General features: G+C 62.4%; 17 protein-coding genes and 1 pseudogene. 11 read left to right on the forward strand and 7 right to left on the reverse strand.

What is annotated here, in order from left to right:
* Nucleotides 1-35 precede the first annotated feature (35 nt).
* Complete coding sequence (locus ACP7DW_RS24815; protein WP_426057174.1) at nt 36-2,006, reverse strand: methyl-accepting chemotaxis protein; 1,971 nt, start codon at nt 2,004-2,006, stop codon at nt 36-38.
* Nucleotides 2,007-2,526: 520 nt separating this feature from the next.
* Here ACP7DW_RS24815 and ACP7DW_RS24820 point away from each other — a divergent pair.
* Nucleotides 2,527-4,794: a carboxy terminal-processing peptidase gene (locus tag ACP7DW_RS24820; protein WP_426057175.1), complete on the forward strand. Its 2,268-nt coding sequence runs from the start codon at nt 2,527-2,529 to the stop codon at nt 4,792-4,794.
* Nucleotides 4,795-4,994: 200 nt separating this feature from the next.
* Here ACP7DW_RS24820 and ACP7DW_RS24825 read toward each other — a convergent pair whose 3' ends face one another.
* Nucleotides 4,995-5,921: a LysR substrate-binding domain-containing protein gene (locus tag ACP7DW_RS24825; RefSeq protein ID WP_426057176.1), complete on the reverse strand. Its 927-nt coding sequence runs from the start codon at nt 5,919-5,921 to the stop codon at nt 4,995-4,997.
* Between the two features lie 114 nt (nt 5,922-6,035).
* On the opposite strand from ACP7DW_RS24825, the gene ACP7DW_RS24830 reads away from it, so the two are divergent.
* Nucleotides 6,036-7,250: an MFS transporter gene (locus ACP7DW_RS24830; RefSeq protein WP_426057177.1), complete on the forward strand. Its 1,215-nt coding sequence runs from the start codon at nt 6,036-6,038 to the stop codon at nt 7,248-7,250.
* Between the two features lie 164 nt (nt 7,251-7,414).
* Here ACP7DW_RS24830 and ACP7DW_RS24835 read toward each other — a convergent pair whose 3' ends face one another.
* The gene (locus ACP7DW_RS24835) at nt 7,415-8,098 is read right to left on the reverse strand and encodes a pentapeptide repeat-containing protein (RefSeq protein ID WP_426057178.1); all 684 of its coding nucleotides are present in this window, start codon (nt 8,096-8,098) and stop codon (nt 7,415-7,417) included.
* Between the two features lie 309 nt (nt 8,099-8,407).
* Here ACP7DW_RS24835 and alaC point away from each other — a divergent pair, with 309 nt between their 5' ends.
* The 5 genes from alaC to ACP7DW_RS24860 all read left to right on the forward strand — a co-directional run bounded on the left by alaC (nt 8,408) and on the right by ACP7DW_RS24860 (nt 16,022).
* Nucleotides 8,408-9,625, forward strand: coding sequence for an alanine transaminase (gene alaC / locus ACP7DW_RS24840; protein WP_426057179.1), 1,218 nt, complete (start codon nt 8,408-8,410; stop codon nt 9,623-9,625).
* Between the two features lie 265 nt (nt 9,626-9,890).
* Nucleotides 9,891-10,793: an HNH endonuclease gene (locus tag ACP7DW_RS24845; protein WP_426057180.1), complete on the forward strand. Its 903-nt coding sequence runs from the start codon at nt 9,891-9,893 to the stop codon at nt 10,791-10,793.
* 385 nt (nt 10,794-11,178) lie between these two features.
* Complete coding sequence (gene metE / locus ACP7DW_RS24850) at nt 11,179-13,467, forward strand: 5-methyltetrahydropteroyltriglutamate--homocysteine S-methyltransferase (protein WP_426057181.1); 2,289 nt, start codon at nt 11,179-11,181, stop codon at nt 13,465-13,467.
* A gap of 226 nt (nt 13,468-13,693) precedes the next feature.
* Nucleotides 13,694-14,188 (forward strand): hypothetical protein, encoded by a 495-nt coding sequence (locus ACP7DW_RS24855; RefSeq protein WP_298400452.1) that lies wholly within the window; start codon nt 13,694-13,696, stop codon nt 14,186-14,188.
* Nucleotides 14,189-14,432: 244 nt separating this feature from the next.
* The gene (locus ACP7DW_RS24860) at nt 14,433-16,022 is read left to right on the forward strand and encodes an aspartate:alanine exchanger family transporter (protein WP_426057182.1); all 1,590 of its coding nucleotides are present in this window, start codon (nt 14,433-14,435) and stop codon (nt 16,020-16,022) included.
* Between the two features lie 242 nt (nt 16,023-16,264).
* On the opposite strand, the gene ACP7DW_RS24865 is transcribed toward ACP7DW_RS24860, so the two are convergent.
* On the reverse strand, nt 16,265-16,855 hold the full coding sequence (locus ACP7DW_RS24865; protein WP_426057183.1) for a hypothetical protein: 591 nt from the start codon (nt 16,853-16,855) through the stop codon (nt 16,265-16,267).
* Between the two features lie 255 nt (nt 16,856-17,110).
* On the opposite strand from ACP7DW_RS24865, the gene ACP7DW_RS24870 reads away from it, so the two are divergent.
* From ACP7DW_RS24870 to ACP7DW_RS24885, 4 genes are read left to right on the forward strand one after another with little or no spacing between them, the layout of a single operon-like run.
* Nucleotides 17,111-18,301 (forward strand): acyl-CoA dehydrogenase family protein, encoded by a 1,191-nt coding sequence (locus tag ACP7DW_RS24870; protein WP_426057185.1) that lies wholly within the window; start codon nt 17,111-17,113, stop codon nt 18,299-18,301.
* A 16-nt stretch (nt 18,302-18,317) separates the two neighbouring features.
* Entirely contained in the window at nt 18,318-19,463 is a 1,146-nt protein-coding gene (locus ACP7DW_RS24875; RefSeq protein WP_426057186.1) for an acyl-CoA dehydrogenase family protein, read from the forward strand.
* Entirely contained in the window at nt 19,460-19,948 is a 489-nt protein-coding gene (locus ACP7DW_RS24880) for a MaoC family dehydratase (RefSeq protein WP_426057187.1), read from the forward strand. Before ACP7DW_RS24875 ends, ACP7DW_RS24880 begins: the two co-directional genes overlap by 4 nt.
* Nucleotides 19,941-20,396, forward strand: coding sequence for a MaoC family dehydratase (locus tag ACP7DW_RS24885; protein WP_426057188.1), 456 nt, complete (start codon nt 19,941-19,943; stop codon nt 20,394-20,396). Before ACP7DW_RS24880 ends, ACP7DW_RS24885 begins: the two co-directional genes overlap by 8 nt.
* Here ACP7DW_RS24885 and ACP7DW_RS24890 read toward each other — a convergent pair whose 3' ends face one another.
* The 3 genes and pseudogenes from ACP7DW_RS24890 to ACP7DW_RS24900 all read right to left on the reverse strand — a co-directional run.
* Nucleotides 20,397-21,320 carry a diguanylate cyclase domain-containing protein gene (locus ACP7DW_RS24890; RefSeq protein ID WP_426057189.1) on the reverse strand — a complete coding sequence of 308 codons (924 nt, stop codon included), beginning with the start codon at nt 21,318-21,320 and terminating at the stop codon, nt 20,397-20,399.
* A complete protein-coding gene (locus tag ACP7DW_RS24895) occupies nt 21,317-22,588 on the reverse strand; it encodes a response regulator (protein WP_426057190.1) in 1,272 nt (423 codons plus the stop codon). Before ACP7DW_RS24895 ends, ACP7DW_RS24890 begins: the two co-directional genes overlap by 4 nt.
* Before the next feature lie 271 nt (nt 22,589-22,859).
* Nucleotides 22,860-25,793: pseudogene (locus tag ACP7DW_RS24900) on the reverse strand (PAS domain-containing protein); the annotation flags it as partial.
* Nucleotides 25,794-25,890: the final 97 nt, after the last annotated feature.

Consider the following 25,890-nt stretch of genomic DNA (forward strand, 5'->3'; position numbering starts at 1 on the left):
GTGAATATCACCTCATCTTAGCACCCGGATTGCTCTTACAGCTTGAACACGCCCACCACCTGGTTCAGCTCCTGCGCCTGCTCTTGCAGGGCGTCGGCGGCCGCGGCCGCTTCTTCCACCAGGGCCGCGTTCTGCTGGGTCACCTGGTCCATCTGGGCGATGGCCTGGTTGACTTGCTCGATGCCGCTGCGCTGCTCGTCGCTGGCCTGCGCGATCTCGGCCATGATGGTGCTCACTTGCCGCACGCTGGCCACCACGGTATCCATGGTGGCGCTGGCCTGGCTCACTTGCGCGTGGCCCAGGTCCACCGTGCCGGCGGACGCCCGGATCAGATCCTTGATGTCTTTTGCCGCGGCCGTCGAGCGCTGCGCCAGGGTGCGCACCTCGGTGGCGACGACGGCGAAGCCGCGTCCCTGCTCGCCGGCCCGCGCCGCTTCCACGGCCGCGTTCAAGGCCAGGATATTGGTCTGGAAGGCGATGCCGTCGATGACGCCGATGATGTCGGCGATCTTGCTTGACGAGCTGCGGATGGCGTCCATGGTGCTGGCCACTTGCGCCACGGCTGCGCCGCCTTCGGCTGCCAGCGTCGACGAGTCGCGCGCCAGCCGGCTTGCCTGCTGTGCGTGATCGACGTTCTGGCGCACGGTGGAACTGAGTTCTTCCATCGAGGCGGCCGTTTCTTCCAGCGAACTGGCTTGTTGTTCCGTGCGGCTCGACAAATCCAGATTGCCGCTGGCGATTTCACCGGACGCCGTGGCGATTTGCCCGGCGCTGCCGCGCACATTGCCGACCACTTGCGACAGGTTGTCGCTGATGCGGTTCATGGCGCGCAGCAGGCGGCCGATTTCGTCCATGCTGGTCGTATCGAGGTGTACCGTCAGGTCGCCGGCGGCGATTTGCGCGGCGGCCGTTTCGGCGGCGGCCAGCGGGCGCGAGACGAGGGTGCGCACCAGCCAGTACAGCAGCAGGGCGAAGACGAGCAGGGCGATGAAGCCGGAAATGGCCAGCTGCTTGCGCAGCTGGCGCGCCTCCAGGGTGATCTCGTCCGTGAACGTGCCACCCGCGATGATCCATTGCCACTCCTTGAATTGACGGTAATACAGCTGCTTTTCGCGCGCGCTGGCAGCCGTTTCGCCTGGCGCCGTCCACGTATAGCGCATGGCGCCGTCTTTCTGCGCCAGCATGTCCTGGATGAACAGGCGGCCATCGCTGGCCTTGAATTCGAGCGCGCTCTTGCCTTCGCTGTTCGGGTGCAGCACCAGGTGGCCGTAATTGGCGCCGGGGGCCGTGTCGACGATATAGATGTAGCCCGTCTGGCCGATCTTGACCTGGCGAATCTTCTCTTTCAGCATGGCCAGATTCTTGCTGATATCGAGACCGATGAACAGCACGCCCACCACCTTGCCGCCCGCATCGCGCACGGGATCGTACTGGGTGATGTATTGCTTGCCAAACAAGGTGGCCATGCCAACGAAGCGCTGGCCGGCGCGCAGCGGCGCATAGCTGGGGTGATTGTGGTCGAGCAGGGTACCGATGGCGCGTTCGCCATCCTGCTTTTTCAGCGAGGTGCTGATGCGCACGAATTCATCGCCATTGGCGGCAAAGATGGTGGCGATCACGCCCGTCTGCGCCGTGTAGCGGTCGACCACGGCCGTGTCGAGGTTGAGCACCTTGCCGCCGTTGGCCAGGGCCGGCGTGGCTTTGCCGGCCACGGCCACCATGGCGCCCGCGTCGACCGTGAACGGGCCGGGAAACTCGGCCGCGAACAGGCGCGCGAAGCTGGCCGCCTCGTTGACCATGGCGGTATGGAACACTTGCGTGGTCGTCACGACGCTATTGAGCTCGCTGGTGACGGCCGCTTCGGCGCGCTGTTCCAGTACGGTCGAGGTGCGGATGCTGATCAAGGTCGTCAGGCTGGCGAGGATCAGGCTGACGAGCGCAAACGTGAAGACGGTAATCTTGCCGCCGACACTCCAATGGCGGGGGGAGAAGGAAATTGTAGGCATAGTGTGAGTCTGGCAAAGGGTAATCAGCTCGGCCATTCCTGGTCATGACATGACACACGGGGAGGGGATCTGGTGGGGAAGGCGCTTGAAGCGGAGGCGTGCCCGCTTGGGAGCTGCACGCGTGCAAGCAAAATTTCAGGGCGCGATGATAGCATGTTGCTTGCCTTTTGTTACTAAGTGTTTCCCGCAGGAATTACTTTTTCGCGTAAAAACATCATCTGCATCAACGATTGCGAAAACGCCCCATTGACTTTTTTTATTTCAATGGCGCATGTTGATCTGCATCGCTGGCGGGGGATGCGATTTTTGTCACGAATGTTTCACTTTGTAATGAATGAGACGCGGCCTTTAATCCGCGTTTAAGCTTCCAGGAAGAAACTGATCTTCCATGGGAGACTGCCTGGCCGTATCCTGTAGAATAATATGCAGACCAGTCGTGTATTCCCCTTACTGTCTTGCTGGCTGGCGCATGCAAAGCTGCGCCGCCTGGAATTGATTCAACTAATTTTCGGAGAAGCCGATGAAGAAGCAAATGATGCTGGTCACCCTGGTGCTCGCCCTGTCAGCCCACGCTGGCGCAGCCCAGACGGACAAGAGCGCCGCTCCTCCGCTCACCATGAAGCCGCTGGCCCAGCAAACGCAGGCCGCCTTGTGGGCATCGCGCGTCCTGACGCGCGTCCATTACAAGGCCATGCCGCTCGACGACGCCATGTCGGAGAAAATCTTCGACCGCTATTTCAAGTCCCTGGACGCGGAAAAACTGTTTTTCGTGCAGGCCGACATCGACCGTTTCGCCCCGCTGCGCACCCGGCTGGACGACGCCATCATCAATGAAGACTTGACGGCGCCGTTTGCCATTTACAACCTGTACCAGCAGCGTTTCGACGAGCGCATGGCGTATGCGCGTGAATTACTGAAAACCAAGTTCGACTTTGCCGCCGACGAGAGCTACCAGATCGACCGCGAAAAGGCGGCCTGGCCGAAGAACGACGACGAAGTGCGCGACCTGTGGCGCAAGCGTGTCAAGAATGACTGGCTGCGCCTGAAACTGGCGGGCAAGGAAGACAAGGCCATCCGCGAAACGCTGGACAAGCGCTATGAAAGCTACACCACCCGTTCGCGCAAGCTCAACAGCGAAGACGTGTTCCAGATCTTCATGAACGCTTACGCCATGTCGATCGAACCGCATACCAATTACCTGGGCCCGCGCGCCTCGGACAACTTCGACATCGCCATGCGCCTGTCGCTCGAAGGCATCGGCGCCGTGCTGCAGACGCGCGATGAATACACGGTGGTGCGCGAAGTCGTGCCGGGCAGCCCGGCCGGCTTGTCGGGCAAGCTGAAAGTGGGCGACCGCATCGTCGGCGTGGGGCAGGGCGAAAGCGGCCCCATCACCGAAGTGCTGGGCATGCGCATCGACGACGTGGTGCAGCTGATCCGCGGCGCCAAGGATTCCGTGGTGCGCCTCGACATCCTGCCGGCCGACGCCGGCCCGGACGCCAAGCACGTGGTCTTGCCGCTGGTGCGCAAGAAAATCAGCATGGAAGAGCAGGCGGCGAAGAAATCGGTCATCGAAGTGCGTGAAAACGGCGTCAAGCGCCGCATCGGCGTCATTGCGCTGCCGACCTTCTACCAGGATTTCGAGGCGCGCCGCCGTGGCGACAAGGATTTCAAAAGCGCCACGCGCGACGTCAGCCGCTTGCTGGCCGAGCTGAAGAAGGACAAGGTCGACAACGTCCTGATCGACTTGCGCAACAACGGCGGCGGTTCGCTGAACGAAGCCGTCGAACTGACGGGCCTGTTCATCGACAAGGGTCCGGTCGTGATGCAGCGCAATGCCGAAGGCAAGGTCGACGTGGAAAGCGATACGAATGCGGGCCTGGCCTGGGATGGCCCGATGGGCGTGCTGATCAACCGCGGCTCGGCATCGGCCTCCGAAATCTTCGCCGCCGCCGTGCAGGACTATGGCCGTGGCGTCATCATCGGCGAAGGCAGTTTCGGCAAGGGTACCGTACAAACCTTGTTCAACCTCGACCGTTTCGGCGGCAGCGAGAAAGCCCGCTTCGGCGAGCTGAAAATGACCATCGCGCAATTCTTCCGCATCAATGGCGGCACCACGCAGTTGCGCGGCGTCACCCCCGACATCAAGCTGCCAGCCATGTCGGACACGGAAAACTTCGGCGAATCGAGCTATGACAATGCCCTGCCATGGGTGGCCATCAAGCCGGCGCAATACATGCCGACGGGTGACCTGAAAGAGATCGTGCCGCTGCTGGACAAGAAGCATGAAGCGCGCGTGGCCAAGGACAAGGATTTCCAGTACTTGCTCGATGACATAGCTCTGGTCGTCAAGCAGCGCAAGGAAAACCAGATTTCGCTCAATGAAACCGTGCGCCGCAAGGAGCGCGATGCCCAGGAAGCGCGCGCCAAGGCGCGTGAAAAACGCCTGATCGCGCAAATTTCGAATCCTGCCGACGACCTGGTGGTGATTCCCGATCCGAAAGACGTGCTGAAGGGTGCGAAAGCGGCCAGCAAGACGGCCAAGCAGATCGCCGCCGTGAAGGGCGCCTTGCGCACCGACGACGGCTTGCAGGGTGACGAGCGCGCCCTCAGCGCCGAACTGGACGCCGAAACGGCCGCCAAAAGCGCCAAGGACGTGCTGCTGAACGAAGCGGCGCGCATCCTGGCCGACGAAGTGGCGCTGATCAAGGCCGATACCCGCATGGCGTCCAAGGTCTTGCCGTATGGCGCGGACACCAAGGCGACGCCGGTGACGGCAGCGAAGTAAGGCTTGTTGTGAGGTGAAGAGCCGGTTCCGGGAGGAACCGGTTTTTTTTTCGTCCTGATCAGTTATCTGTTTGGCGTATTTCTATTATTCCAACAATCAATTGGATTGATATGCCGCGATGCAGCATAATGCACCTGTCTCCTCTATTCTCCTCCAAGAAAATAGATTCAGCCCGCTCTCGCAGCGGGCTTTTTTTTGCCTCAGATTTTGTGCGTTGGGAGTTGCACGTCGGGCTGGGCGGCCAGCAAGGCCGTGAGCCAGCCGGCAAACGCTTGCAGCTTGGGCGTGGCCAGCCGCCCTTGTGGCGTCAGCAGCGACATGGGCATGGGCGTCGGCGGGTGGTCGGCCAGCACGGCGACCAGCGCGCCGCTGTCGAGGTGGGCGCGCACCTGGTACACGGCCGCCTGCGCCAGTCCCAGGCCCTGCAAGGCGCAGGCGACGCTCGCGTCGGCATCGTTAACGGCGATGGGGCCGGCCATCTGCACGCGCACGATCTCCTTGCCTTGTTGAAAATCCCAGTCGAAAGCGCGTCCCGTGCGGCCCGAATAATGCATGATGCCGCTGTGTGTGGCCAAGTCCGCCAGGGTGTGCGGCGTGCCGTGGCGCGCCAGGTAAGAGGGGGACGCGCAGGTGACGAAGCGCATCAGGCCGACCTGTTTGCCGATGAAGGCGGAATCTTGCAAAGTGCCCACGCGCAAGGCGCAATCGATGCCTTCCTGCGTCAGGTCGACCAGGCGGTCCGTCAGGCTCAGCTGCAGTTGCACGTCCGGCCAGGCGGCGTGGAAGTGCGCGATATGGGGAATGATCAGGCGCCGGCCTACTGTGTTGGGCAGGTTGATGCGCAGCAAGCCGCGCGGTTTTGTCGCATCGGGTCCACGGAAGGCCAGTTCCGCCGTATCGACGGCTTTCAAAATATCGATGCAGTGGCGAAAGTACTCGGCCCCTTCCGGCGTCAGCGACAAGCGGCGCGTGGTTCGCTGCAGCAATTGCGTGCCCAGGTAGGCTTCCAGCTTTTGCAGGGTGGCCGTCAGCGCGGCGCGCGGCAAATTCAAGGTCTCGGCCGCCTTGGAAAAGCTGTTGGCTTCGACGATGCGCACGAAGGTCTGCATGGCCTTGATCTTGTCCATAGGATAGCTTCCATTGTTCATTTTATGTGAAAAGTGTAAGTAGATTATGCGCTAATTATCTTTGCCCCGGTTTTGCCTAGAATGGCAACATCCCTACCGAACCGAGGAAACAACATGAACAAGGCCTCATCTATTGCTCCCCACGACATTGCACCCGGCATGGTGCTGCTGCTGGCCGTCGCTTCCGGCCTGATCGTGGCCAATCTGTATTACGCGCAAACCCTCGTCGGGCCCATCAGCGCCTCGACGGGCCTGTCGGCCAAGGCGGCCGGGCTGATCGTCACGCTGACGCAAGTCGGTTATACCCTGGGCCTGCTGTTTGTCGTGCCTCTGGGCGACTTGCTGGAAAACCGCCGCCTGATCATCACTGCCCTGCTGGTGACGGCCACGGCCCTGGTGGTCGCGGCGATGAGCACGGGCGCCATCGTGTTCCTGGCCGCTGCGCTGGCCATCGGCCTCGGTTCCGTGGCGGCGCAAGTGATCGTGCCGTTTGCCGCCCACCTGTCGCAGGAAGCGACGCGGGGGCAGACGGTGGGCAAGGTGGTCAGCGGCTTGTTGCTGGGCATCATGCTGGCCCGTCCCGTGGCGTCATTGGTGGCCGCGCACGCCAGCTGGCACGTGGTGTTCGGCGGCGCAGCCGTGCTGATGCTGCTGCTGGCGCTGGTGTTGCGCCGCGCCTTGCCCGTGCGCCAGCCCGTGTCGAACATGCGCTATCCGGCCCTGATGGCCTCGCTGTGGCATTTGCTGTTGGGCACGCCCGTGCTGCGTCGCCGCGCCGCCTATCATGCGGGCCTGTTTGGCGCCTTCAGCCTGTTCTGGACCGTCACGCCGCTGGTGCTGGCCAGCCCCGCGTTCGGCCTGTCGCAAACGGGCATCGCCATCTTTGCCCTGGTGGGCATGGCCGGCGCCGTCGCCTCGCCGATCGCCGGCCGCCTGGCCGATGCGGGCCACACCTTGCCGGCCACGGCCGCCGCGCTGGCGCTGGGCATCATCGCGTTTGCCTTGCCGATGTTCGCGCCAACGTCGAAGCACCTGGCGCTGGGCTTGCTGGTGGTGGCCTCCATCGTGCTCGACATGGGCGTGGCGGCGAATCTGGTACTGGGCCAGCGCGCCATCTTCAGCCTGGGCGCGGAAGTGCGGGGCCGCCTGAACGGCCTGTATTTCGCGCTGTTCTTTGCCGGCGGCGCGGCCGGCTCGGCCATCGGTGCCTGGGTGTATGCCAGCTACGGCTGGCCAGCGGCCTTGCTGACCGGCATGGCGTTTCCGGGCCTGGCCCTGCTGGTGTGGCTGGCAGAATTTTTACCGCAAGCCACGCGCCGCCCGGCTTGAAACCCTGATGCCCTCTCATTATCACTGGCAGGAATTTCTATCATCATGAATATAAAGTGGCGTGATATGCCGCGATGCCGCAAGATGCACTTGTCTCCTCTATCTCCTCCAAGGAAATAGATTCAGCCCGCTCCCGCAGCGGGCTTTTTTTTTGTCTTTTCAGATTAAATCACCACCAGATCGAGCGCGCGCATGAAGTTCGCTGCCTGCGCATGCGTGATGACGGCGCCTTTCAGCAGCGCCGCTTCGCTCAATTTGAAACCGTCGATATCGGCGCCGCGCAAGTCGGCGCCCTGGAACTTCGCCAGTTTGATGGTGGCGTTGCGCAAGCTGCCCCCTTCGAAGACGGTGTCGCGGAAGTCGCAGCCGGCCAGGTAGGCATCGGAAAAATCCAGCTGTTTCAAGATGGCCTTGCGGAACGAGAAGCCACGCAGATCGGCGCCCACCAGCAGGCTGTCTTCGAAGGTGAGGCCCAGGTGGGCCACTTCCTCGAACGAGGCGCCCGTCAGCTTGCAGCCCCGGTAGGTGACCGAGGCGAGCTTGGCGCGCCGCCATTTTGTGTTGTTCAGGTCGCAGCCTTCGAACGTTGCGTCGACGGCGTCGACGGATTCGAAATCGGCGCCGCCGGCGCGGCAGCGGCGCCAGGTGCTGCGCGCCAGCTTGCTGGCGAACAAGCTGGTGTCGGCAAAGGTGCAGCGTTCAAACGTGCAGCCCTGCAGGTCGAGGCGCGACAGGTCTTCGCCGTCGAAGGCGCACTCGATGAAGTGGTGCACTGCTTGCGCCAGTTGCTGCTCGATGCCGGCGCGGTCCAGGGTCATGTTGCTTGCTGCGGTGTCGTGTGTTGCCATCCGTCTCATTCCTAACGTAAAAAAGCAGGGGAGGGATGGCGCGGCGGGAAATGCACGAACCAGAACACCTCCCCGGCTGGTGGTACAGCCAAGGGTCGGCGCCGTGGGTCCGCGTGGGCGGGAGCATGCCGGACGGTGCCGGGCACTTACCGGGTTACCAACCGGTGCGCTCATTTTCGATCAGCTTGCATTGTAACGGCTCTGCAGCACCCTTGCCAGTGCTGGATAAACCGGGTTAGTATCGTTGCAGGTGCACCCATTGTACCAACGTCGCTCGGACGGATCCGGGCGCTTACGTATAGAGATATCATGACCGACAGCCAAGCTCCGCGCAGCTTTTCGCGCATCAATCGTCTTCCCCCCTACGTGTTCAATATCACCGCCGAGCTCAAGATGGCCGCCCGCCGCCGTGGCGAGGACATCATCGACATGTCGATGGGCAATCCCGATGGCGCCACGCCGGCCCACATCGTCGACAAGCTGGTCGAAACGGTGAAACGCCCCGACACGCACGGTTATTCCGCGTCAAAAGGCATTCCACGGCTGCGCCGCGCGATTTCCCATTGGTACAAGAAGCGCTACGAGGTCGATATCGACCCGGACAGCGAAGCCATCGTCACCATCGGCTCGAAAGAGGGTCTGGCGCATTTGATGCTGGCGACGCTCGACCGTGGCGACACGGTGCTGGTACCGAATCCCAGCTACCCGATCCACATCTGGGGCGCCGTGATCGCGGGCGCCGACATCCGTTCCGTGCGCATGGGGCCGGGCGTGGATTTCTTTGCCGAACTGGAGCGGGCCATCCGCGAAAGCTACCCGAAACCGAAGATGATGGTGCTGGGTTTTCCGTCCAACCCCACGGCGCAATGCGTGGAACTGGAGTTTTTCGAACGTGTCGTGGCGCTGGCAAAACAGCACAATATTTTGGTGGTGCATGATCTGGCCTACGCCGACATCACCTTCGATGGCTGGAAGGCGCCGTCCATCATGCAGGTGCCCGGCGCGCGCGACGTGGCCGTGGAGTTCTTCACCATGTCGAAAAGCTACAACATGGCGGGCTGGCGCATCGGTTTCATGGTCGGCAACGCGGAACTGGTGTCGGCCCTGGCGCGCATCAAGAGCTATCACGACTACGGCAGTTTTACGCCCGTGCAAGTGGCGGCCATCGCGGCGCTGGAAGGCGATCAAAGCTGCGTGACGGAAATCTGCGCCCAGTACCAGCGCCGCCGCGATGTGCTGGTGAAAGGCTTGCATGAAGCGGGCTGGATGGTGGAAAAGCCGAAGGCGTCGATGTACATCTGGGCGCATATCCCCGAGGCTTACCGTCACCTGGGTTCGCTGGAGTTTGCCAAGCTGCTGCTGCAAAAAGCCAAGGTCAGCGTCTCGCCCGGCATCGGTTTCGGCGAGTACGGCGACGAATACGTGCGCTTCGCCCTGATCGAAAACGAGGCCCGCGTACGGCAGGCGTTGCGGGGCATTAAGAATATGTTGCGTTCCGGCGACGGGAAAACGGAAGCGGCAGCATAGAAGTTGCCGCATGGAATTAACCGTTGCCCCTAATATCACTACAGCGTATTTCTGACATCACGAATATAAAGTGGTTTTATATGCTGCAACGCGGCATCATGCATCTGTCTCCTCTATCTTCCTCCAAGAAAATAGATTCAGCCCGCTCCCGCAGCGGGCTTTTTTTTGCCTGAAAATTCAACATCATCGATCTGAAGGGTATCTTGTGGACGTTGATGGGCAATGCATGTTTCAATGCGCGGCTATCCTCCTATGAAAGTCCGACATGGCACATGAAAATCTCAGCAAAGGACATCAACAAGTTCCTGAGGCGGACACGTTTTTCATCAATAGCGATGCAACGTCAAATAATGAGTTCAGTTTTCATAACGAATGGTTAGTCAGGGGCGTTGCGGTGACAAGTGGCGGCCCCGAGTTTCTGGAAAAGATCAAGCGGCCCAAGCGCGGCGACACCCTGCTGTTATGGGTAAACAAGATCGGTATTGTTGCTGCTGGCACGGTACTCGATGACGCGCCAGTCATTGTGTATCGCGGCGGGGGAGTGGTCAGTCCGAATGAACCAGAAGAGTATCACCGCATGGTGCGCTGGTATGCGGATCTGCGCAGTACGCCTGTTTCCTCGGCCGAAGTCGTCGTTTTTCACGGCACCAATCCCCGACAAGCTTTCGGGGCCTTGAACAAAGGGAAGGAAGCCATCCTCGCATTGATCGCCAGCAGGGTGGAGCAAAATGATATCCATGATTTGCTTTCGAGGGGGAAGGGGCGATCCACGGAGATAGAAATACTGTGCCAGGCCCGGCTCGGCCAAGGCAGGTATCGGGACGAATTGCTCGCACTGTGGGACAGGAAATGTGCTGTAACGGGTTGCGATCTTGAGCCGGTTTTGCGTGCATCGCATGCCTTGTCCTGGCAAGGGGCTACTGATCAGCAGCGGCTTGATCCCCATAACGGCTTGCCGCTGATCGCAACCCTGGATGCCTTGTTCGATCGGGGCTTGATCAGCTTTGCAGACGATGGCGCCATGCTGTGCTCCCCCTCGCTGCTGGGGCGGCATCGTGAACTCATCGGTTTGCCTGCTCCGTTGCGCATCATTTTGAGGGAAGAACAGAAATATTATCTGCGCATGCATCGGCAACGCTTTGCCTTTTGTTCGCCGCCCCAGGATTGAATGGTGGCCGCAATTGCCGTTGATGTCGCTGCCTGTTTCGCAACTTGTACGAGATATGGATAATTCATATCTCCACTATCACAACATGTCATTGGATTGATAGGCTGCAACGCGGCATCATACATCTGTCTCCTCTATCTTCCTCCAAGAAAATAGATTCAGCCCGCTCCCGTAGCGGGCTTTTTTTTGCCCGTCGCCGTCACACAGTGCCGGTAGGCGATGCCGTCGTTCGTTGCAGCGGGGCGGGCGTGACCCGCGCAAGACGGACAGATGCGTTCGAGCATGATTTCACATGAGTGGCATTCATGGATATATAAAATATTATCATTATTTTTAATGGATGGAACCTTTTATGATGTGTGCACACTTCATAAGGAGCACCGTCATGACCGTCACGACACACAATCTGGGCTACCCGCGCATCGGCGCCAAACGCGAACTGAAATTCGCCCTGGAAGATTACTGGAAGGGCCAAAGCAGCCTGGACGCACTGGAAGGCCAGGGCGCGGAGTTGCGCCAGCGCCATTGGCAAGAGCAGAACGCGCTGGACTTCGTGCCCGTGGGCGACTTTTCCTTCTACGACCAGGTGCTGGATCTGAGTTTTACTCTGGGCAATTTGCCGCAGCGCGTGCGCCACCTGACTGGCGCGGCGCTTGACAACTATTTCCGTGTGGCGCGTGGCCGCTCGGCCAGCGACAGCGATTGCAGCTGCGTCCACGCCGGCGAAATGACGAAATGGTTTGACACCAATTATCACTACATCGTGCCGGAATTTGCGGCCGACACGCAATTCAAGCTCGACAGCAGTCGCCTGTTGCAGCAACTGGCGCAAGCGCGCCAGCTCGGTGTGAAAGCCAAGCCCGTACTGATCGGTCCCGTCACCTATTTGTGGCTGGGCAAGACCAAGGATGATTCCGACAAACTGGCGCTGCTGCAAGGCTTGCTGCCCGTCTACGTGCAATTGCTGCAGGAACTGGCCGCGCAAGGCGTGGAATGGGTGCAGATCGATGAACCGATACTCGTCACGGAACTGGGCAGTGAGTGGCGGCAAGCGCTCGTCACGGCCTACGCGGCCTTGAGCAAGGTTCATCACGTCAAACTGCTGCTGGCCACGTATTTCGGCAAGCTGCAAGATAATCTGGAACTGGCGTGCAAGCTGCCGGTGCAAGGCTTGCACCTCGACGCCATCAATGCCCGCGATGAAGTGGGGCAAGTCATCGCGCAATTGCCCGCCACCAGCGTCTTGTCGCTCGGTGTGGTGAATGGCCGCAATATCTGGAAGACGGACTTGAATGAGGTGCTGGCATGGCTGGAACCCGTGCACGCCAGCCTGCAAGCGCGCCTGTGGATCGCGCCGTCGTGCTCGCTGCTGCACGTGCCCGTCGACCTGGCCAGCGAACACAAGCTCGATGCCGATATCCGTTCCTGGCTGGCCTTTGCCCGTCAAAAGCTCGATGAAGTGCACACCATTGCCGGCGCCCTGAACCATGGCCGCGCCTCCGTGCAGGCGGCGCTCGATGCCAATCATGCCGCCGTGCAAGCGCGCCGCCAGTCGAGCCGCGTGCACAATCCGCAGGTGAAAGCGGCTGTGGCGCGCATCGATGCGACGCTGGGCCAGCGCGCCAGCGGCTATGCCGTGCGTGCCGCCAAGCAAGCTGCACTGCTGCAACTGCCACTGTATCCGACGACGACCATCGGCTCCTTCCCGCAGACGGCGGAAATCCGCCAGGCGCGCAGCCAGTTGCGCAGCGGCCAGCTGGACGAAGCCAGCTACAAGCAGCTGATGCAGGCGCAAATCGCCCATTGCGTCAGGGAGCAGGAAGCCCTGGGCCTGGACGTCTTCGTGCACGGCGAAGCGGAACGCAATGACATGGTGGAATATTTCGGCGAGCAGCTCGATGGCTACGCCTTCAGCCAGTTCGGCTGGGTGCAATCGTACGGTTCGCGCTGCGTCAAGCCGCCCATTTTGTTCGGCGACATCAGCCGCCCCCGCGCCATGACGGTTGCGTGGAGCATCTACGCCCAGTCGCTGACCGACAAGCCGATGAAAGGCATGCTGACGGGGCCCGTCACCATCCTGAACTGGTCCTTCGTGCGCGACGACCAGCCCCGCTCCGTGTCGTGCTACCAGCTGGCGCTGGCGATCCGCTCCGAAGTGCTGGACCTGGAGCAGGCCGGCATCCGCGTGATCCAGATCGACGAGGCGGCGCTGCGCGAAGGCTTGCCACTACGCAAGTCGCAATGGGCCGAATACCTGCGCTGGGCCGTGGAATCATTCCGCATCACGGCCAATGGCGTGGCTGACGAGACGCAAATCCACACGCACATGTGCTATTCGGAATTCAACGACATCATCGCGCAGATCGCCGACATGGATGCGGACGTCATCACGATCGAAACCTCGCGTTCCGACATGGAATTGCTCGACGCCTTCGATGATTTTAACTATCCGAACGCAATCGGCCCCGGCGTCTACGACATCCACTCGCCCAACATTCCGAGTCAGGAACAGATGGTCAAACTGATGCGCAAGGCGGCCGAACGCATCCCCGCGCAGCGCCTGTGGGTCAACCCCGATTGCGGCCTCAAAACGCGCGGCTGGAAAGAAGTCATTCCCGCGCTGGCGAACATGGTGGCGGCGGCAAAAACCTTGCGCGGCGATAACGCGGCCTGAGGCTGGCAGGGGGGGAGAGGGCAGATATAGGGAATGGCTATTTCTATCATCACAACATGCAATTGGATAATGATGCTGCGATGCGGCATCATTCACCTGTCTCCTCTATCTCCTCCAAGGAAATAGATTCAGCCCGCTCCCGTAGCGGGCTTTTTTTTGCCCGTTTCCACGGCCGCATCCCTTAATATCAGCTTGTTTAACCATAAACATACAAGGAGACAAGTTGATGATGCCTTTGTTGCGTGCCGCCGTCATGCTCGTGCTGATGGCGCTCGGTGCCTGTTCGGCGGAAAAACACCCGTTCGACCGCCATCTGGCCCAATTGCGGCCGGACACGGTCGCAGCGCTGCCGGATATGGGGTGGCCGGCCGGCACGTTGCTGTGCCCGCTGACGCTGTATCAGAACGAGCTGCCCGGTTCAGCGCCTCCTGCGGACAGGGTCAACGCTTTCCTGAAGCAAAAGCAATTTCTGGGGGATGAAGGCCGTTGGTCGCTCATCGTCGTCAAGCCGCTGCCGCAGGGCGACGCCGGTATCGAGCAGCTGTTTTTCAAGCGTGCAGACTATGACGTGATCAATGATCCGCAACGCATCGCGCGCGATGTGCAGACAGTGCCACCGGGGTTTGCGCCGCAGGATTGCGTAAACGTCGAGCAAGCCCGCGTGCTGCTGACGCGTGAACCAGGATCGCATCGAAAACTCATTATTTTCGGAACGGTCTGACGAGATATTGATAAAGCATATTTCTATCATCACAACATGCAATTGGATAGATATGCTGCGATGCGGCATCATTGCACCTGTCTCCTCTACTTCCTCACAGGAATTAGATTCAGCCCGCTCCCGTAGCGGGCTTTTTTTTGCCCGTTTTTGACCGCATCAACGTGCGCACGCTTGCTTGTCATCATCGCCATCGTGTTGCTTTTGTGCATGCTAAACTGGGCTTTCTCCAGATCAAGGTTGTTTGATGCTTCAATTATTTCGCCACACGCTGGAGTCCACGCCCATCCTCGCCCTGTTTCTCGTCATCGGCGCCGGTTATGCGCTGGGGCGCATCAGCGTGTTCGGCTTTTCGCTGGGCGTGGGTGGCGTGCTGTTCGCCGGGCTGGCGCTGGGCGCCTTCGCTCCCGGGGCCGTGCCGCCGCCGATGGTCGGTTCCATCGGCTTGCTGCTGTTCCTGTATGGCATAGGCGTGCAGTATGGCGTGCAGTTTTTCGCCGGCTTGCGCGGCGCGGGGCAGAAACACAATCTGATCGCCATTGCCGCCGTCATGGGCGGCCTGGCCGTTTCCGTCTGGGGCGGGCAGTGGATCGATATCTCGCTGCGCATGGCCAGCGGCGTGTTTGCCGGCGCCATGACCAGCACGGCGGCCCTGCAGGCGGCGCTGGAAGCGTCGCACGGCAATGGCGACGCGGCCGTCGGCTATGCCGTCGCGTATCCGTTCGGCGTCGTCGGTCCCATGCTGGGCCTGTACCTGGCCGGGCGCATATTGAAACCCGTGCTGACGCCGCCGCCAGCGCCCATCGTCGTATCCGAAATTACCATCGATGAAGCGAAGTTGGCAGGCGCGGCCCTGTCCGAACTGGCCGATGGCCCGCTGGCGGGCGTGCAGGTGATCGGCGTGCGCCAGGGCCACCAGAACCGCTTGCCCGATCCGGGCCTGGTGCTCGGCGTGGGCGACGCGCTGATGGTGTCGGGCACGGTGGCAGGCGTGGAAGCGGCGCGCACGGCGCTGGGCCACCTGGATCCGGGCCGCTTGATGAAGGACCGCAGTGCGTTCGACGGCACGGAAGTGTTCGTGTCGGATGCGGAAATCGTCGGCGTGCCCTTGGGCGAGCTGAACCTGGCAAAAGACTTCCCGCTGCAGATCGCGTTCATCCGCCGTGGCGACGCCATGATTTTGCCGCACCCGTTCCTGACCTTGGAATTCGGCGACAGGGTAATGGCCATTGCGCCAGCGAAACATGCGGCCGATGTGCGCAAGCTGTTCGGCAATTCCATCACGGCCACGGCCGAATTCAGCTATGTCTCGCTGGGCATGGGCATGGTGCTGGGTGTGCTGCTGGGCCTGGTGCCGATCCCCTTGCCGTGGATAGGTTCGTTCAGCCTGGGCCTGGCCGGCGGGCCGCTGGTGATGGCGCTGATACTGGGGCGCCTCGGTAGAGTGGGCAAGATCAGCTGGCGCTTGCCGCTGTCGGCCAACCTGGTCATGCGCAACTATGGCTTGACGATTTTCCTCGCCTCCGTCGGCATGGCGTCCGGTTTGCCGTTCGTGCAGCAGGTGGGTGCCGATGGCTTGCCCATGCTGGTGCTCGGTGCCGTGACGGTGCTGGTGGTGGTGGCTCTCGTGGTGATTTTGGGCAAGATCTTCCTGCGCCTGCCGTTTCCTGAATTGCTCGGCATTGCGGCCGGCGCCACGGGCAACCCGGCCGTGCTGGTATTCGCCAACCGCCTGGCCAAGTCGGATCGCCCGAACCTCGGCTACGCCATGATTTTCCCCAGCATGACCATCGTCAAGATCGTGGCCGTGCAGGTGTTGCTGCATCTGTATGGGTGATGGCGGCCAAGACCTGCTGTTGGCGGTCTTTCTCCGAACCGGCCGTTGGTCTGAACAGTTGCTACAAAGCGGTTCGTTGTCATGAACTCCGAATTCGAAGAATATCTCCGCTAATTCGCGTTGAACATAGGTTGGAAGTCCCATAGCCCCTCGGCCTGCTCCGTGGCACAGGGGGGGGGCGCTTAGCATGGGGCTCACTCAGCAGAAGGCGCAAGTCCTCTACTCACCCGACAAGGGGCTCGTCACTTGCCGCCTTTCTCCCACAGATATTTGTCAAAAACCCGTTCAGCGAACCACTTTTGATTGACCACGTCATAGAATTCATCGCGCCCTGCCGGTGGAATTGTCGTGCAATCGATATGCTGAATCAGTTTTTCAATGGAACGCAAGATTGCCTCTTCAGACTGTTTGAATTCAGATGACCACCGTCCGCAATAGTCAAGATAGGAGCCATTCTTGAAGTCCAGCGCATCGGCCGCGCGCTTATCGAAGATTTTTACGGGACTCTTGCTATGGAACCAAAGAATCTTGGACGCCGCGGACATTAAGTTGCGCGTCTTGACGAGTTCGCTCTGTAGTTGATCCACTGCATGCACATAAGTTGATGCACTGAGCTTTTTCATGCTGAGTAATTTCTTGGCGGTATCATCCCAACCAGTATATCTCCGGCCGTCAGGGATGCCGCGAATGACGCTATACGCCGTGGCGATATCGCCCAAGGTGGCCGCCATCGCCGTCATGTCCTTGTCTTTCATGCGTTTCAGGAACAAGCGGTCCTGTCTCCACCACAAGTTTGCATAGCCGATAGCGGCGTGATTGTATAAATGCTCCATTTTGCCATTTCAATTATGTTTGTAATTATTGCAGCATAGCATTATTTTTCTCGATATTGCCAATAAAGAAAGTTTATCTTGCCGATAGCTGCAGCCCCCATAAAATGAGGCTGCGATGGGCGCCATCTGTGCTGCAAAACCGCTGGCACGACACGGATTCTGTTGTACAATCCTTGAGAACGGTCGTGCTTTTTTGTGCGCTGAGCTTCCTTGCGTGCAGTCATCACGGCAACCGATAAGAACAAGGAGACAGACATGGACCTGCATTACACGGCCGGGGAGACGGCTTTCCGCGACACGGTGCGCGCCTTCCTCGATACCCATTTGCCGGCGGACTTGCAGCGCAAGGTGCGCCAGCATTTGCGCCTGAACCGCGACGATTACGTGCGCTGGCACAAGATAGTCGCGCAGCAAGGTTGGGCCGCGCCGGCCTGGCCCGTCGAACATGGCGGCACGGGCTGGACGGCCGTGCAGCGCCATATCTGGGAAGACGAGTGCGCGCGCGCCGCCACGCCGCCCATCCTGCCTTTCGGCGTCAACATGGTGGCGCCCGTCATCATGGCTTTCGCCAACGCCGAACAAAAAGCATACTATCTGCCGCGCATCCTCAACTGCGATGACTGGTGGTGCCAGGGTTATTCGGAGCCGGGCGCCGGTTCCGACCTCGCCTCGCTGAAAACCACAGCCGAGCGCGACGGCGACCATTACATCGTCAACGGCCAGAAAACCTGGACCACCCTGGGCCAGCACGCCGACATGATCTTTTGCCTGGTGCGCACGGACAGCACGGTGCGCAAGCAGGAAGGCATCAGTTTCCTGCTGATCGACATGAAAACGCCGGGCATCACCGTGCGTCCCATCATCATGCTCGATGAAGAACATGAAGTGAATGAAGTCTTCTTCGACAACGTGCGCGTGCCGGTCAGCAACCTGGTGGGCCAGGAAAACAAGGGCTGGACTTACGCCAAGTACCTGCTGGGGCATGAACGCACGGGCATCGCCGCCGTGGGCCGCTCCAAGCGCGAGCTGACGTTCCTCAAGCAGCTGGCCATGCGGGAAACCAGGCGCGGCGCACCGCTGCTGCACGATCCCGCGTTCGCCGCCAAGGTCGCGACCCTGGAAATCGAATTGATGGCGCTGGAAATGACGGTCTTGCGCGTCATCAGCGACGAAGGCAAGGGACCGGGACCGCAGGCCTCGATGCTGAAAGTGCGCGGTTCCGAGCTGCAGCAGCAACTGACGGAACTGATGGTCGAAGCGATCGGCCCGCAAGCCTTGCCCTTCGATTCGGACTTCCTCGACGGCGGCGCGCCGCACAGCGCGGGCGGCGACGACCTGGCCGCGCCGCTGGCCGCGTATTACTTCAATTACCGCAAGACATCGATCTATGGCGGCTCGAATGAAATCCAGAAAAACATCATCACGCAGATGATCCTGGGCCTGTAAGCCAGAAGGAGACGACATGGACTTCCATTTTAATCAGGAACAGCAGCAATTTGCCGACGCGCTCAGGCGCTGGGTCGACAAGGACTACCCATTTGAAACGCGCAAGCAGATCGTCCACTCGGCCACGGGAACGTCCGATGCCGCCTGGGCTACCCTGGCCGAGCTGGGCATGACGGCCTTGCCGCTGCCGGCCGGCGCGGGCGGCTTCGACGGCACTGCCGTCGACATGCTGCTGGTGATGCAGGAACTGGGCCGTGGCCTGGTGGTCGAACCGTATTTCGCCACCGTGCTGGGCGCGCGTTTCCTCACGTTGGCGGGCGGCCACGATGGCGTGCTGGAACAGGTGGCCAGCGGCAGCCTGAAGCTCGCTTGCGCGCTGGGCGAGCGCCAGTCGCGCCACGACATGCACGACATCGCCACCACGGCCATCGCCAGCGGCGAGGGTTTCGTGCTCGATGGCGAGAAAACCGTCGTCATCCATGGCGCGCAGGCGGGCGCGCTGGTCGTCTCGGCGCGCAGCGGCGGCGGCCAGGCTGACACGGATGGCATTTCGCTGTTCCTCGTGCCTGTTGATGCGCCCGGCGTTTCCGTGCGCGACTACCGCACCATCGACGGCCAGCGCGCCGCCACCGTGACCCTGGTGCAAGTGGTGCTGGGGCATGACGCGCTGATCGGACAAAAGGGGCAGGGCTGGCCCGTGCTCGATGCGGCGCTCGACTATGGCGCCGCGCTGCTGTGCGCGGAAGCCGTGGGCGCCATGGACGCCATCTTTGCCGCCACGCTCGAATATTTAAAAACGCGCCAGCAGTTCGGCGCCCCCATCGGCAAATTCCAGGCCTTGCAGCACCGCATGGCCGATATGTTCATTCATCTGGAGCAGGCCCGTTCGATGGCCATGCTGGCCGCCGCCAAGGTCGATAGCACCGATGTGGCGGAGCGCCGCCGCACGGTGTCCGCCGCCAAGGCGAGAGTCGGGCTGGCCGCCACCTTTGTCGGCCAGCAAGCCGTGCAATTGCATGGCGGCATGGGCGTGACGGACGAATTGCCCGCCGCCCACCATTTCAAGCGCCTCTCCATGATCGCCCTGACCCTGGGCGACGTGGAGCACCATATCGAGCGCTTTATCGCCCAGCCGGGCTTCTTGCCGACGGAGACCGCATGACCGCATTGAACGGAATCAAACCCAAGCATTGGTATTTCGAAGATTTTACGCAAGGCCTGGAAATCGACCTGGGCCAGCGCCACGTGACGGAGGCGGAAATCATCGCCTTTGCCACGGATTTCGACCCGCAGCCGTTTCACGTCGACCATGCGGCCGCCGAAAAAACCATCTTCAAAGGCGTCATCGCCAGCGGCTGGCATACGTGCGGCATGATGATGCGCCTGGTGGTCGACAACTTGCTCAAGCACTCGTCCAGCATGGGCTCGCCCGGCCTGGACAGCATCCGCTGGCTCAAACCCGTGCGCGCCGGCGACACCCTGCACCTGACCTACCAGGTCAAGGAAGTGCGTCCATCGACGTCGAAGCCGGACCGCGGCATCGTCATTTCCGTGTGGAGCGTGCGCAACCAGCATGGCGAAGTCGTCACCACGGTGGAGGGCATGGGCATGTTCGGCCGCCGCCCTGCCGGAGAACACCATGCGTGATATCGCCGGCATCGCCGGTTTCCAGGCCCTGGCGGGGCAGCACGTGGCCGTTTCCGACTGGCTCACCATCACCCAGCAGCGCATCGACACCTTTGCCGACGCGACGGACGACCATCAGTGGATCCATGTGGACGCCGAGCGCTGCGCGCGCGAGTCGCCATACGGCTGCACCGTGGCGCACGGTTTTTTGACCTTGTCGCTGTTGCCCGCCATGCTGCAGGGGGCCTTGCACATGGCCGGTATCCGCATGGCCATCAACTATGGCCTCAATAAAGTGCGCTTTCCCGCGCCCGTGCCCGTCGGCAGCCGCTTGCGCGCGCGGCTCGACATCCTCTCCGTCGACGAATTGCCGGAAGGGGCGCAAGTGAACTGGGCCGTCACCATGGAGAGGGAAGGTGACACGAAACCCGTGTGCGTGGCGGAGTTCCTGATGCGCTGCTATCCCTGATCACTCGCCCTCCGACGCGCAATACCTGTCCCGCCCCGTATGCTTGGCGCGGTACAGCAGGGCGTCGGCGGCGCGGATCAGGGCGCTGGGGTCCATGCCTTCCGTGGGCATGACGCTGGCCATGCCCAGGCTGACGCTGACGTGGGGGCCGACGCTGGACCTGGCGTGGGCAATTTCCAGCGCGCGCACTTCCTCGAGGATGCGCTGGGCTACCACTTGGGCGCCGTCGCGCGTTTCCTGCGGCAGCAGGATGATGAATTCCTCGCCACCGTAGCGCGCCAGCAGGTCGGGCGGGCGCACGGCGCAGCGGCGCAGGGCGGCGCTCACCTGCTGCAGGCACAGGTCGCCCGCTTGGTGGCCATACGTATCGTTGTAGTCCTTGAAGTGGTCGATGTCGGCCATGATCAGGGCCATCGGCACGCCGTCGCGCGCGCAGCGCCGCCATTCGCTGTCCATGGTCTCGTTGAAGCTGCGCCGGTTGGCCACGCCCGTCAGCGAGTCCGTCAGCGACAGTTCGCGCATGGCGTCGGCCTGGCGCTTGATGGTCAGCTGGCTGCGCACGCGGGCGCGCACGACGGCCGCGTTGAACGGCTTGGTGATGAAATCGACGGCGCCCGCTTCCAGCGCCCGCGTCTCGTCTTCGGGCTGGTTCAGGGCCGTGACGAAGATGACGGGAATGGCGCTCAGGAGGGCCGATTCGCGCAGAGCATGGCACACGGCATAGCCATCCATGCCGGGCATGACGGCGTCGAGCAGGATCAGGTCCGGCAGTTGATTCTGCGCAATTTCCAGCGCCTTCGCGCCGCTCAGGGCGAACAGCACCTCGTGTTCCTCGCGCAGCAGCTGGTGCAGGATCTGGATGTTTTCCATGGCGTCATCGACGATGAGGATGCGCCCGTTCATGGCAAGGTTGGTCCAGCTCACTTGTTTTCCTCTCGTTTCAGCTGATCGAGCACGAGTTTTTCCGCGTCGGAAAAATTCAGGGTTTCGATCGCGTTGGCCATCGCCAGCGCCGCTTCCCGGTCTGACTGTTGCAGGGCGGGGTGCAGGGCGTGGAAGTGCGCCAGCGCCTTCAGGTTATTGTTGCGGATCAGGACGAGCAGTTCGGCCAGGCCGGCGTGCAGGTCGAGCGGCGCGCTGCCGGGTGCGTGGGGCGCCGGCTGGCCGCGCCGCAGGGGCGAGGGCAGGGTGCGCGTCGCTTTGATGACTTCGGCCATCGCCAGTTCCAGCTGACCCAGCAAGGCGGCCGTGGCGTGCGATGGCCGCGTTTTCAGCGCCTTTTCCGCCTCGGCGGCCAGGCGGGCGACGTGCGTGGCGCCCAGGTTGGCCGCCACGCCGCAGACGCGGTGCAGCAACTGCGCCGCCTGCTGCGTCTGGCCAGCGGCCAGCAGGCGCCGTGATTCCTCGACGGCGTCGCCTTGCGAATTCTCAAAGCGCTTGAGCAGGGCCAGGAAGGCGCCGTAGTCGCCGCCGAAGCGCTGCAGGGCCGCTGCCAGGTCGATGCCGGGCACCGTGGCCGGCAGGTCCGGCGTGTCCGCGACGGCGTTGCCTGCCTGCGCGGCGTTGTCGCCGCCACCCAGGGGTGCCGGCACCAGCCGCGTCAGGGTCTCGATCATGTCGTCGACATCGATGGGCTTGGCCACGTGCGCATTCATGCCGCTGGCGATGGCGCGCAGGCGGTCCTCGTCCATGGCATTGGCCGTCATGGCGATGATGGGCAAGTCCGGCAAGCCCAGCGCGCGGATGGCCAGCGTGGCGTCATAGCCATTCATGACAGGCATCTGCAAATCCATCAGCACCACGTCCCAGGCGTGCGGTGTGTTGGCGAGCAAGTCGACGGCCAGCTGGCCGTTGGCGGCCACGGCCACGCGCGCGCCCGAGTGCAGCAAGATGTACTGCGCTACCTCCTGGTTGATTTCATTGTCTTCCACCAGCAGCACGCGCATGCCTTCCAGCAAGCCCGACAGGGGCGTGGACACGGGCAGCGCGGACGGGGCGCTACGGCCATTGCGTCCATCCCGCACGGCCGTCACGGCCGCCAGCAGGCGCGCCGGGGTAGCCGGTTTCGACACGACGCCGGCCAGCATCAGGCTGTCGGCCAGGCGTTCGAGGTTTTCGCTGTCCTGGTCGGCCACCAGCATGATCACGGGTGGCAGCGCAAGGTATTCGTCGGCGCGCGCCTCGGTGAGCATGGAAATGCCATCCATGCCGGGCATGGCCGCGTCGAGCAGCACAAGATCTGCCAGCGGCAAGCCGTCCAGGCCGCTGGCGCTGGTGCGCAGCAGCGCCAGGCCGGCCCGTGCCGCTGTCGGCGCTGCGGCTGTGCCAGCCCTGCGCCGCGCACCAGTCTTCCAGCATGGCGCGCACGCTGGCGTTGTCGTCGATGATCAGCAGCGACAGGGCCCTGGGCGTACTCTTGCCGGGCGGCTCGGGCGGTGGCATGACCTTGTCGAAGCGGCAGCGGAAGCGGAAGTCGGAACCTTCGCCCAGCGCGCTGGTGACGCTGAGTTTGCCCCCCATCAATTCCACCATGCGCCGGCAGATGGCCAGCCCCAGGCCCGTGCCGCCGTACTTGCGGCTGGTGCCGCTGTCGCCCTGGGAAAACGCGTCGAAGATGCGTTCCTGTTCGGCCGCGGCGATGCCGATACCGGTATCGCGCACGGAAAACTCCAGCGTGACGCTGGCCGCATCCTCGGCCACCATGCCGATGGACAACACCACTTCGCCATGCGCGGTGAATTTGACGGCGTTGCCCACCAGGTTGAGGAGGATCTGTTCCACGCGCAGGGCGTCGCCGATCAGTTCGTCCGGCACGCCGGGGTCGAGCACGAAGACGGGCTCCACGCCGCGCGCCCAGGCGCTGTTGGCCAGCAGCACGCTGACGCTGCCCAGCATGCGTTCGAGCTGGAAACGGCGCTGCTCCAGCAGCATCTGTCCCGCCTCGATCTTCGAGAAATCGAGCACGTCGTTGACGATGTTGAGCAGCGACTGCGTGGCCATCTGGATCTTGCCGACATAGCTGCGCTCGCGCCGTTCCAGCGGCGACTCTTCCAGCAGGCGCGCCAGGCCGATGATGGCGTTCATCGGCGTGCGGATTTCATGGCTCATGTTGGCGACGAATTCGCTCTTCGCGATACTGGCCGCCTCGGCCTTGTCGCGCGCGCGCACCATTTGCTCGTTGAGTTCATGCAGGCGCAATTCCGTGCGCTTGAGTTCAGAGACGTCCGAGGCCAGCACGAAGAAGCCGCGCACGCCGCCGCCGTCGTCGATATCGGGGATGTAATTGGTCCACGTGTGGCACACCTGGCCCGTGGGATCGAGCAGGTCGCGCTCGAAGCTTTGCGGCCGGCCCGCCAGCACGCCGTCGACATGGTGGGCATACACGTCGAACAGTTCCTGCCCCAGCAATTCGCGCATGTGGATGCCGGCCAGTTCGGCGCTGCTGCGGCCAAACCATTCGTTATAGAATTTATTTGCGAAGCGGCAACGCAGATCGGCGCCCCAGTACGACACCATGCCGGGCAGGTTGTCGGTGACGGTGCGGATGAAGCGCTCGTTCTGTTCCAGGCGCCAGGTGGTGGCGTGCAGCACCTCGGTGGCGCGCCTGCGTTCCGTGATATCGATCGACACTCCCAGCACGTGGCTGGCGCGCCCCGCATCGTCGCGCAAGACCACCTTGCGCGTGGTGAAGTGGCGCGTGGTGCCGTCGGCCGTATTGATCGCTTCCTGTTCGATTTCCACCATCTGCCCCGTGGCCAGCAGCTTGCGGTCGGCGCTGACGAAGGCGGCCGCCTGCTGCGGCGGAAAGAAGTCGTGGTCGGTCTTGCCCAGCAATTGCTCGCGCGAGCGCCCCAGGGTCAGTTCCGCGTGGCGGTTGACCATTTCAAAGCTCAGCTTGTCGGCGCGCTTGACGAAGACCATGGCCGGGATGTTTTCGATGATGGTGCCGAACAGATGTTTCGAGTGGCGAAATTCCGCTTCGCTGCGCTTGCGCTCGCTAACGTCCAGCCACAGGCCCGACACGCCCAGCAACTGCTGTTCCGGGCCGAAGATCGGGTGATACGAGACGATCCAGTAACTCAGCTGTTCGCGCTGCCGGCCGCTGTGGCCGTTCAATTCCATGTCGACGATGGGCATGCCCGTCGCCAGCACCTGGCGCACGCAGCGCTCCACATCCGCGCGCACGGCGTCGTCGCACAGCATGGCGCCCACGGGACGGCCCAGATGCTGCGTCACGCTGGCGCCGTGGATGGCGGCCAGGTAGTGGTTGATCATGACGACGCGCAAGTCCAGGTCCACGAACAGCATGCCGATCGGCGCCGTCGCGTACACCGTTTCCAGCAGGCGCGTGGATTTTTCCAGGGCCAGCGTGCGTTCGGCCACCAGGCTTTCGAGCTGCGTGCGGTGGCGCCGCAGGTCGCGTTCCAGCGCGCCCAGGGCGCTGGCCATGTCGGCCGATTCGCGGTCCGCGTGCTTGTTTGAGAGCAAGGGTTTGCCCTGCGCCAGCGCCTGGATCTGCAAGGTCAGTTCCTGCAGGGTGCGGGCCAGGCGGCTGCCTACGCGCCAGGCCAGGGCAAAGCCGGCACCCAGCAGCAGGGCCAGGATGACGGAACCCGTGACTACCGAGCCCAGCAGCGCTTCTGCCACCGTGCTGGTGCGCATGGTGACAGCCACCGTCCAGCCGTCGTCGGGAGCGCGGCGAAAGCCCGTGTAGACGTCCAGGTCTTCCAGGGTGGCATGGCGCAGCACGCCCTCGGGCGCCAGGCGTATCTGTTCCAGCAGGGGCGCCGCGCTGCGCTGGCCCACGTAGCGCTGCGGCGCCAGGGTGCGCGCCACGTTGATGCCGTCGGCATTGATGATGGCCGCCCCCAGGTAAGGCGGCAGGCGCAGTTCGCGCAGCAGCACGGGCAGGTAGTCGGGCGGGTACAGCGCCGTCAGCACATGGGCAGCACCCTGGGCGCGCGGCAAGGGCAGGCTCAGCGCCAGTCGCGGCACCTCGTCCGGCGCCATGAGCAGGCTGGTCAGTCGCGGCTTGCCGTACTCGCGCGTGCGTTCCATGCTGGCGGCCCATTTTTGCGGCAAGGGGGGCGGTGCCTGGCTGGCGGGCAGGGTCGTATTGATCAGCTGGCGTCCCCTGGCATCGGAGACGATGAAGGCGCTGACGGCCAGGCCTGGTTGCAACAGGCTGTCGGCCAGGGTGCGCAGGGCGCCGATGTCGTCCGTCTGCAGGGCGGGCGAGGCGGCGAGGATGCGCGCGGCCATCTGGGCGCCGTTCAGGTCGCGTTCGACGGCGGCGGCGACTGCCCGCGCCGCCTGCGCCGTTTCGCTGACGACATGCTCGCGTTCGCGCGTGTAGCTTTGCGCCACGAGCAGCAGAAACACGAGTGCCGTCGGCATGACCCAGGCGAGCACCAGCCATGAAATTCTTGAGCGTATCGAAGGCAAATCTTGCACCCGGAAGGCTCCCAGAATGGATGAGTCGACAGGCAGGCTC

It is taken from the genome of Janthinobacterium sp. PSRC1-1, from assembly GCF_049897525.1.
GTDB classification, from domain to species: Bacteria; Pseudomonadota; Gammaproteobacteria; order Burkholderiales; family Burkholderiaceae_D; genus Janthinobacterium; species Janthinobacterium tructae.

What these genes read in the sequence shown, in the direction of transcription:
- ACP7DW_RS24815 (WP_426057174.1), bottom strand. Translation starts at nt 2,006, where the DNA reads ATGCCTACAATTTCCTTCTCCCCCCGCCATTGGAGTGTCGGCGGCAAG.
- ACP7DW_RS24820 (WP_426057175.1), top strand. Translation starts at nt 2,527, where the DNA reads ATGAAGAAGCAAATGATGCTGGTCACCCTGGTGCTCGCCCTGTCAGCC.
- ACP7DW_RS24825 (WP_426057176.1), bottom strand. Translation starts at nt 5,921, where the DNA reads ATGGACAAGATCAAGGCCATGCAGACCTTCGTGCGCATCGTCGAAGCC.
- ACP7DW_RS24830 (WP_426057177.1), top strand. Translation starts at nt 6,036, where the DNA reads ATGAACAAGGCCTCATCTATTGCTCCCCACGACATTGCACCCGGCATG.
- ACP7DW_RS24835 (WP_426057178.1), bottom strand. Translation starts at nt 8,098, where the DNA reads ATGGCAACACACGACACCGCAGCAAGCAACATGACCCTGGACCGCGCC.
- alaC (WP_426057179.1), top strand. Translation starts at nt 8,408, where the DNA reads ATGACCGACAGCCAAGCTCCGCGCAGCTTTTCGCGCATCAATCGTCTT.
- ACP7DW_RS24845 (WP_426057180.1), top strand. Translation starts at nt 9,891, where the DNA reads ATGGCACATGAAAATCTCAGCAAAGGACATCAACAAGTTCCTGAGGCG.
- metE (WP_426057181.1), top strand. Translation starts at nt 11,179, where the DNA reads ATGACCGTCACGACACACAATCTGGGCTACCCGCGCATCGGCGCCAAA.
- ACP7DW_RS24855 (WP_298400452.1), top strand. Translation starts at nt 13,694, where the DNA reads ATGATGCCTTTGTTGCGTGCCGCCGTCATGCTCGTGCTGATGGCGCTC.
- ACP7DW_RS24860 (WP_426057182.1), top strand. Translation starts at nt 14,433, where the DNA reads ATGCTTCAATTATTTCGCCACACGCTGGAGTCCACGCCCATCCTCGCC.
- ACP7DW_RS24865 (WP_426057183.1), bottom strand. Translation starts at nt 16,855, where the DNA reads ATGGAGCATTTATACAATCACGCCGCTATCGGCTATGCAAACTTGTGG.
- ACP7DW_RS24870 (WP_426057185.1), top strand. Translation starts at nt 17,111, where the DNA reads ATGGACCTGCATTACACGGCCGGGGAGACGGCTTTCCGCGACACGGTG.
- ACP7DW_RS24875 (WP_426057186.1), top strand. Translation starts at nt 18,318, where the DNA reads ATGGACTTCCATTTTAATCAGGAACAGCAGCAATTTGCCGACGCGCTC.
- ACP7DW_RS24880 (WP_426057187.1), top strand. Translation starts at nt 19,460, where the DNA reads ATGACCGCATTGAACGGAATCAAACCCAAGCATTGGTATTTCGAAGAT.
- ACP7DW_RS24885 (WP_426057188.1), top strand. Translation starts at nt 19,941, where the DNA reads ATGCGTGATATCGCCGGCATCGCCGGTTTCCAGGCCCTGGCGGGGCAG.
- ACP7DW_RS24895 (WP_426057190.1), bottom strand. Translation starts at nt 22,588, where the DNA reads ATGCTCACCGAGGCGCGCGCCGACGAATACCTTGCGCTGCCACCCGTG.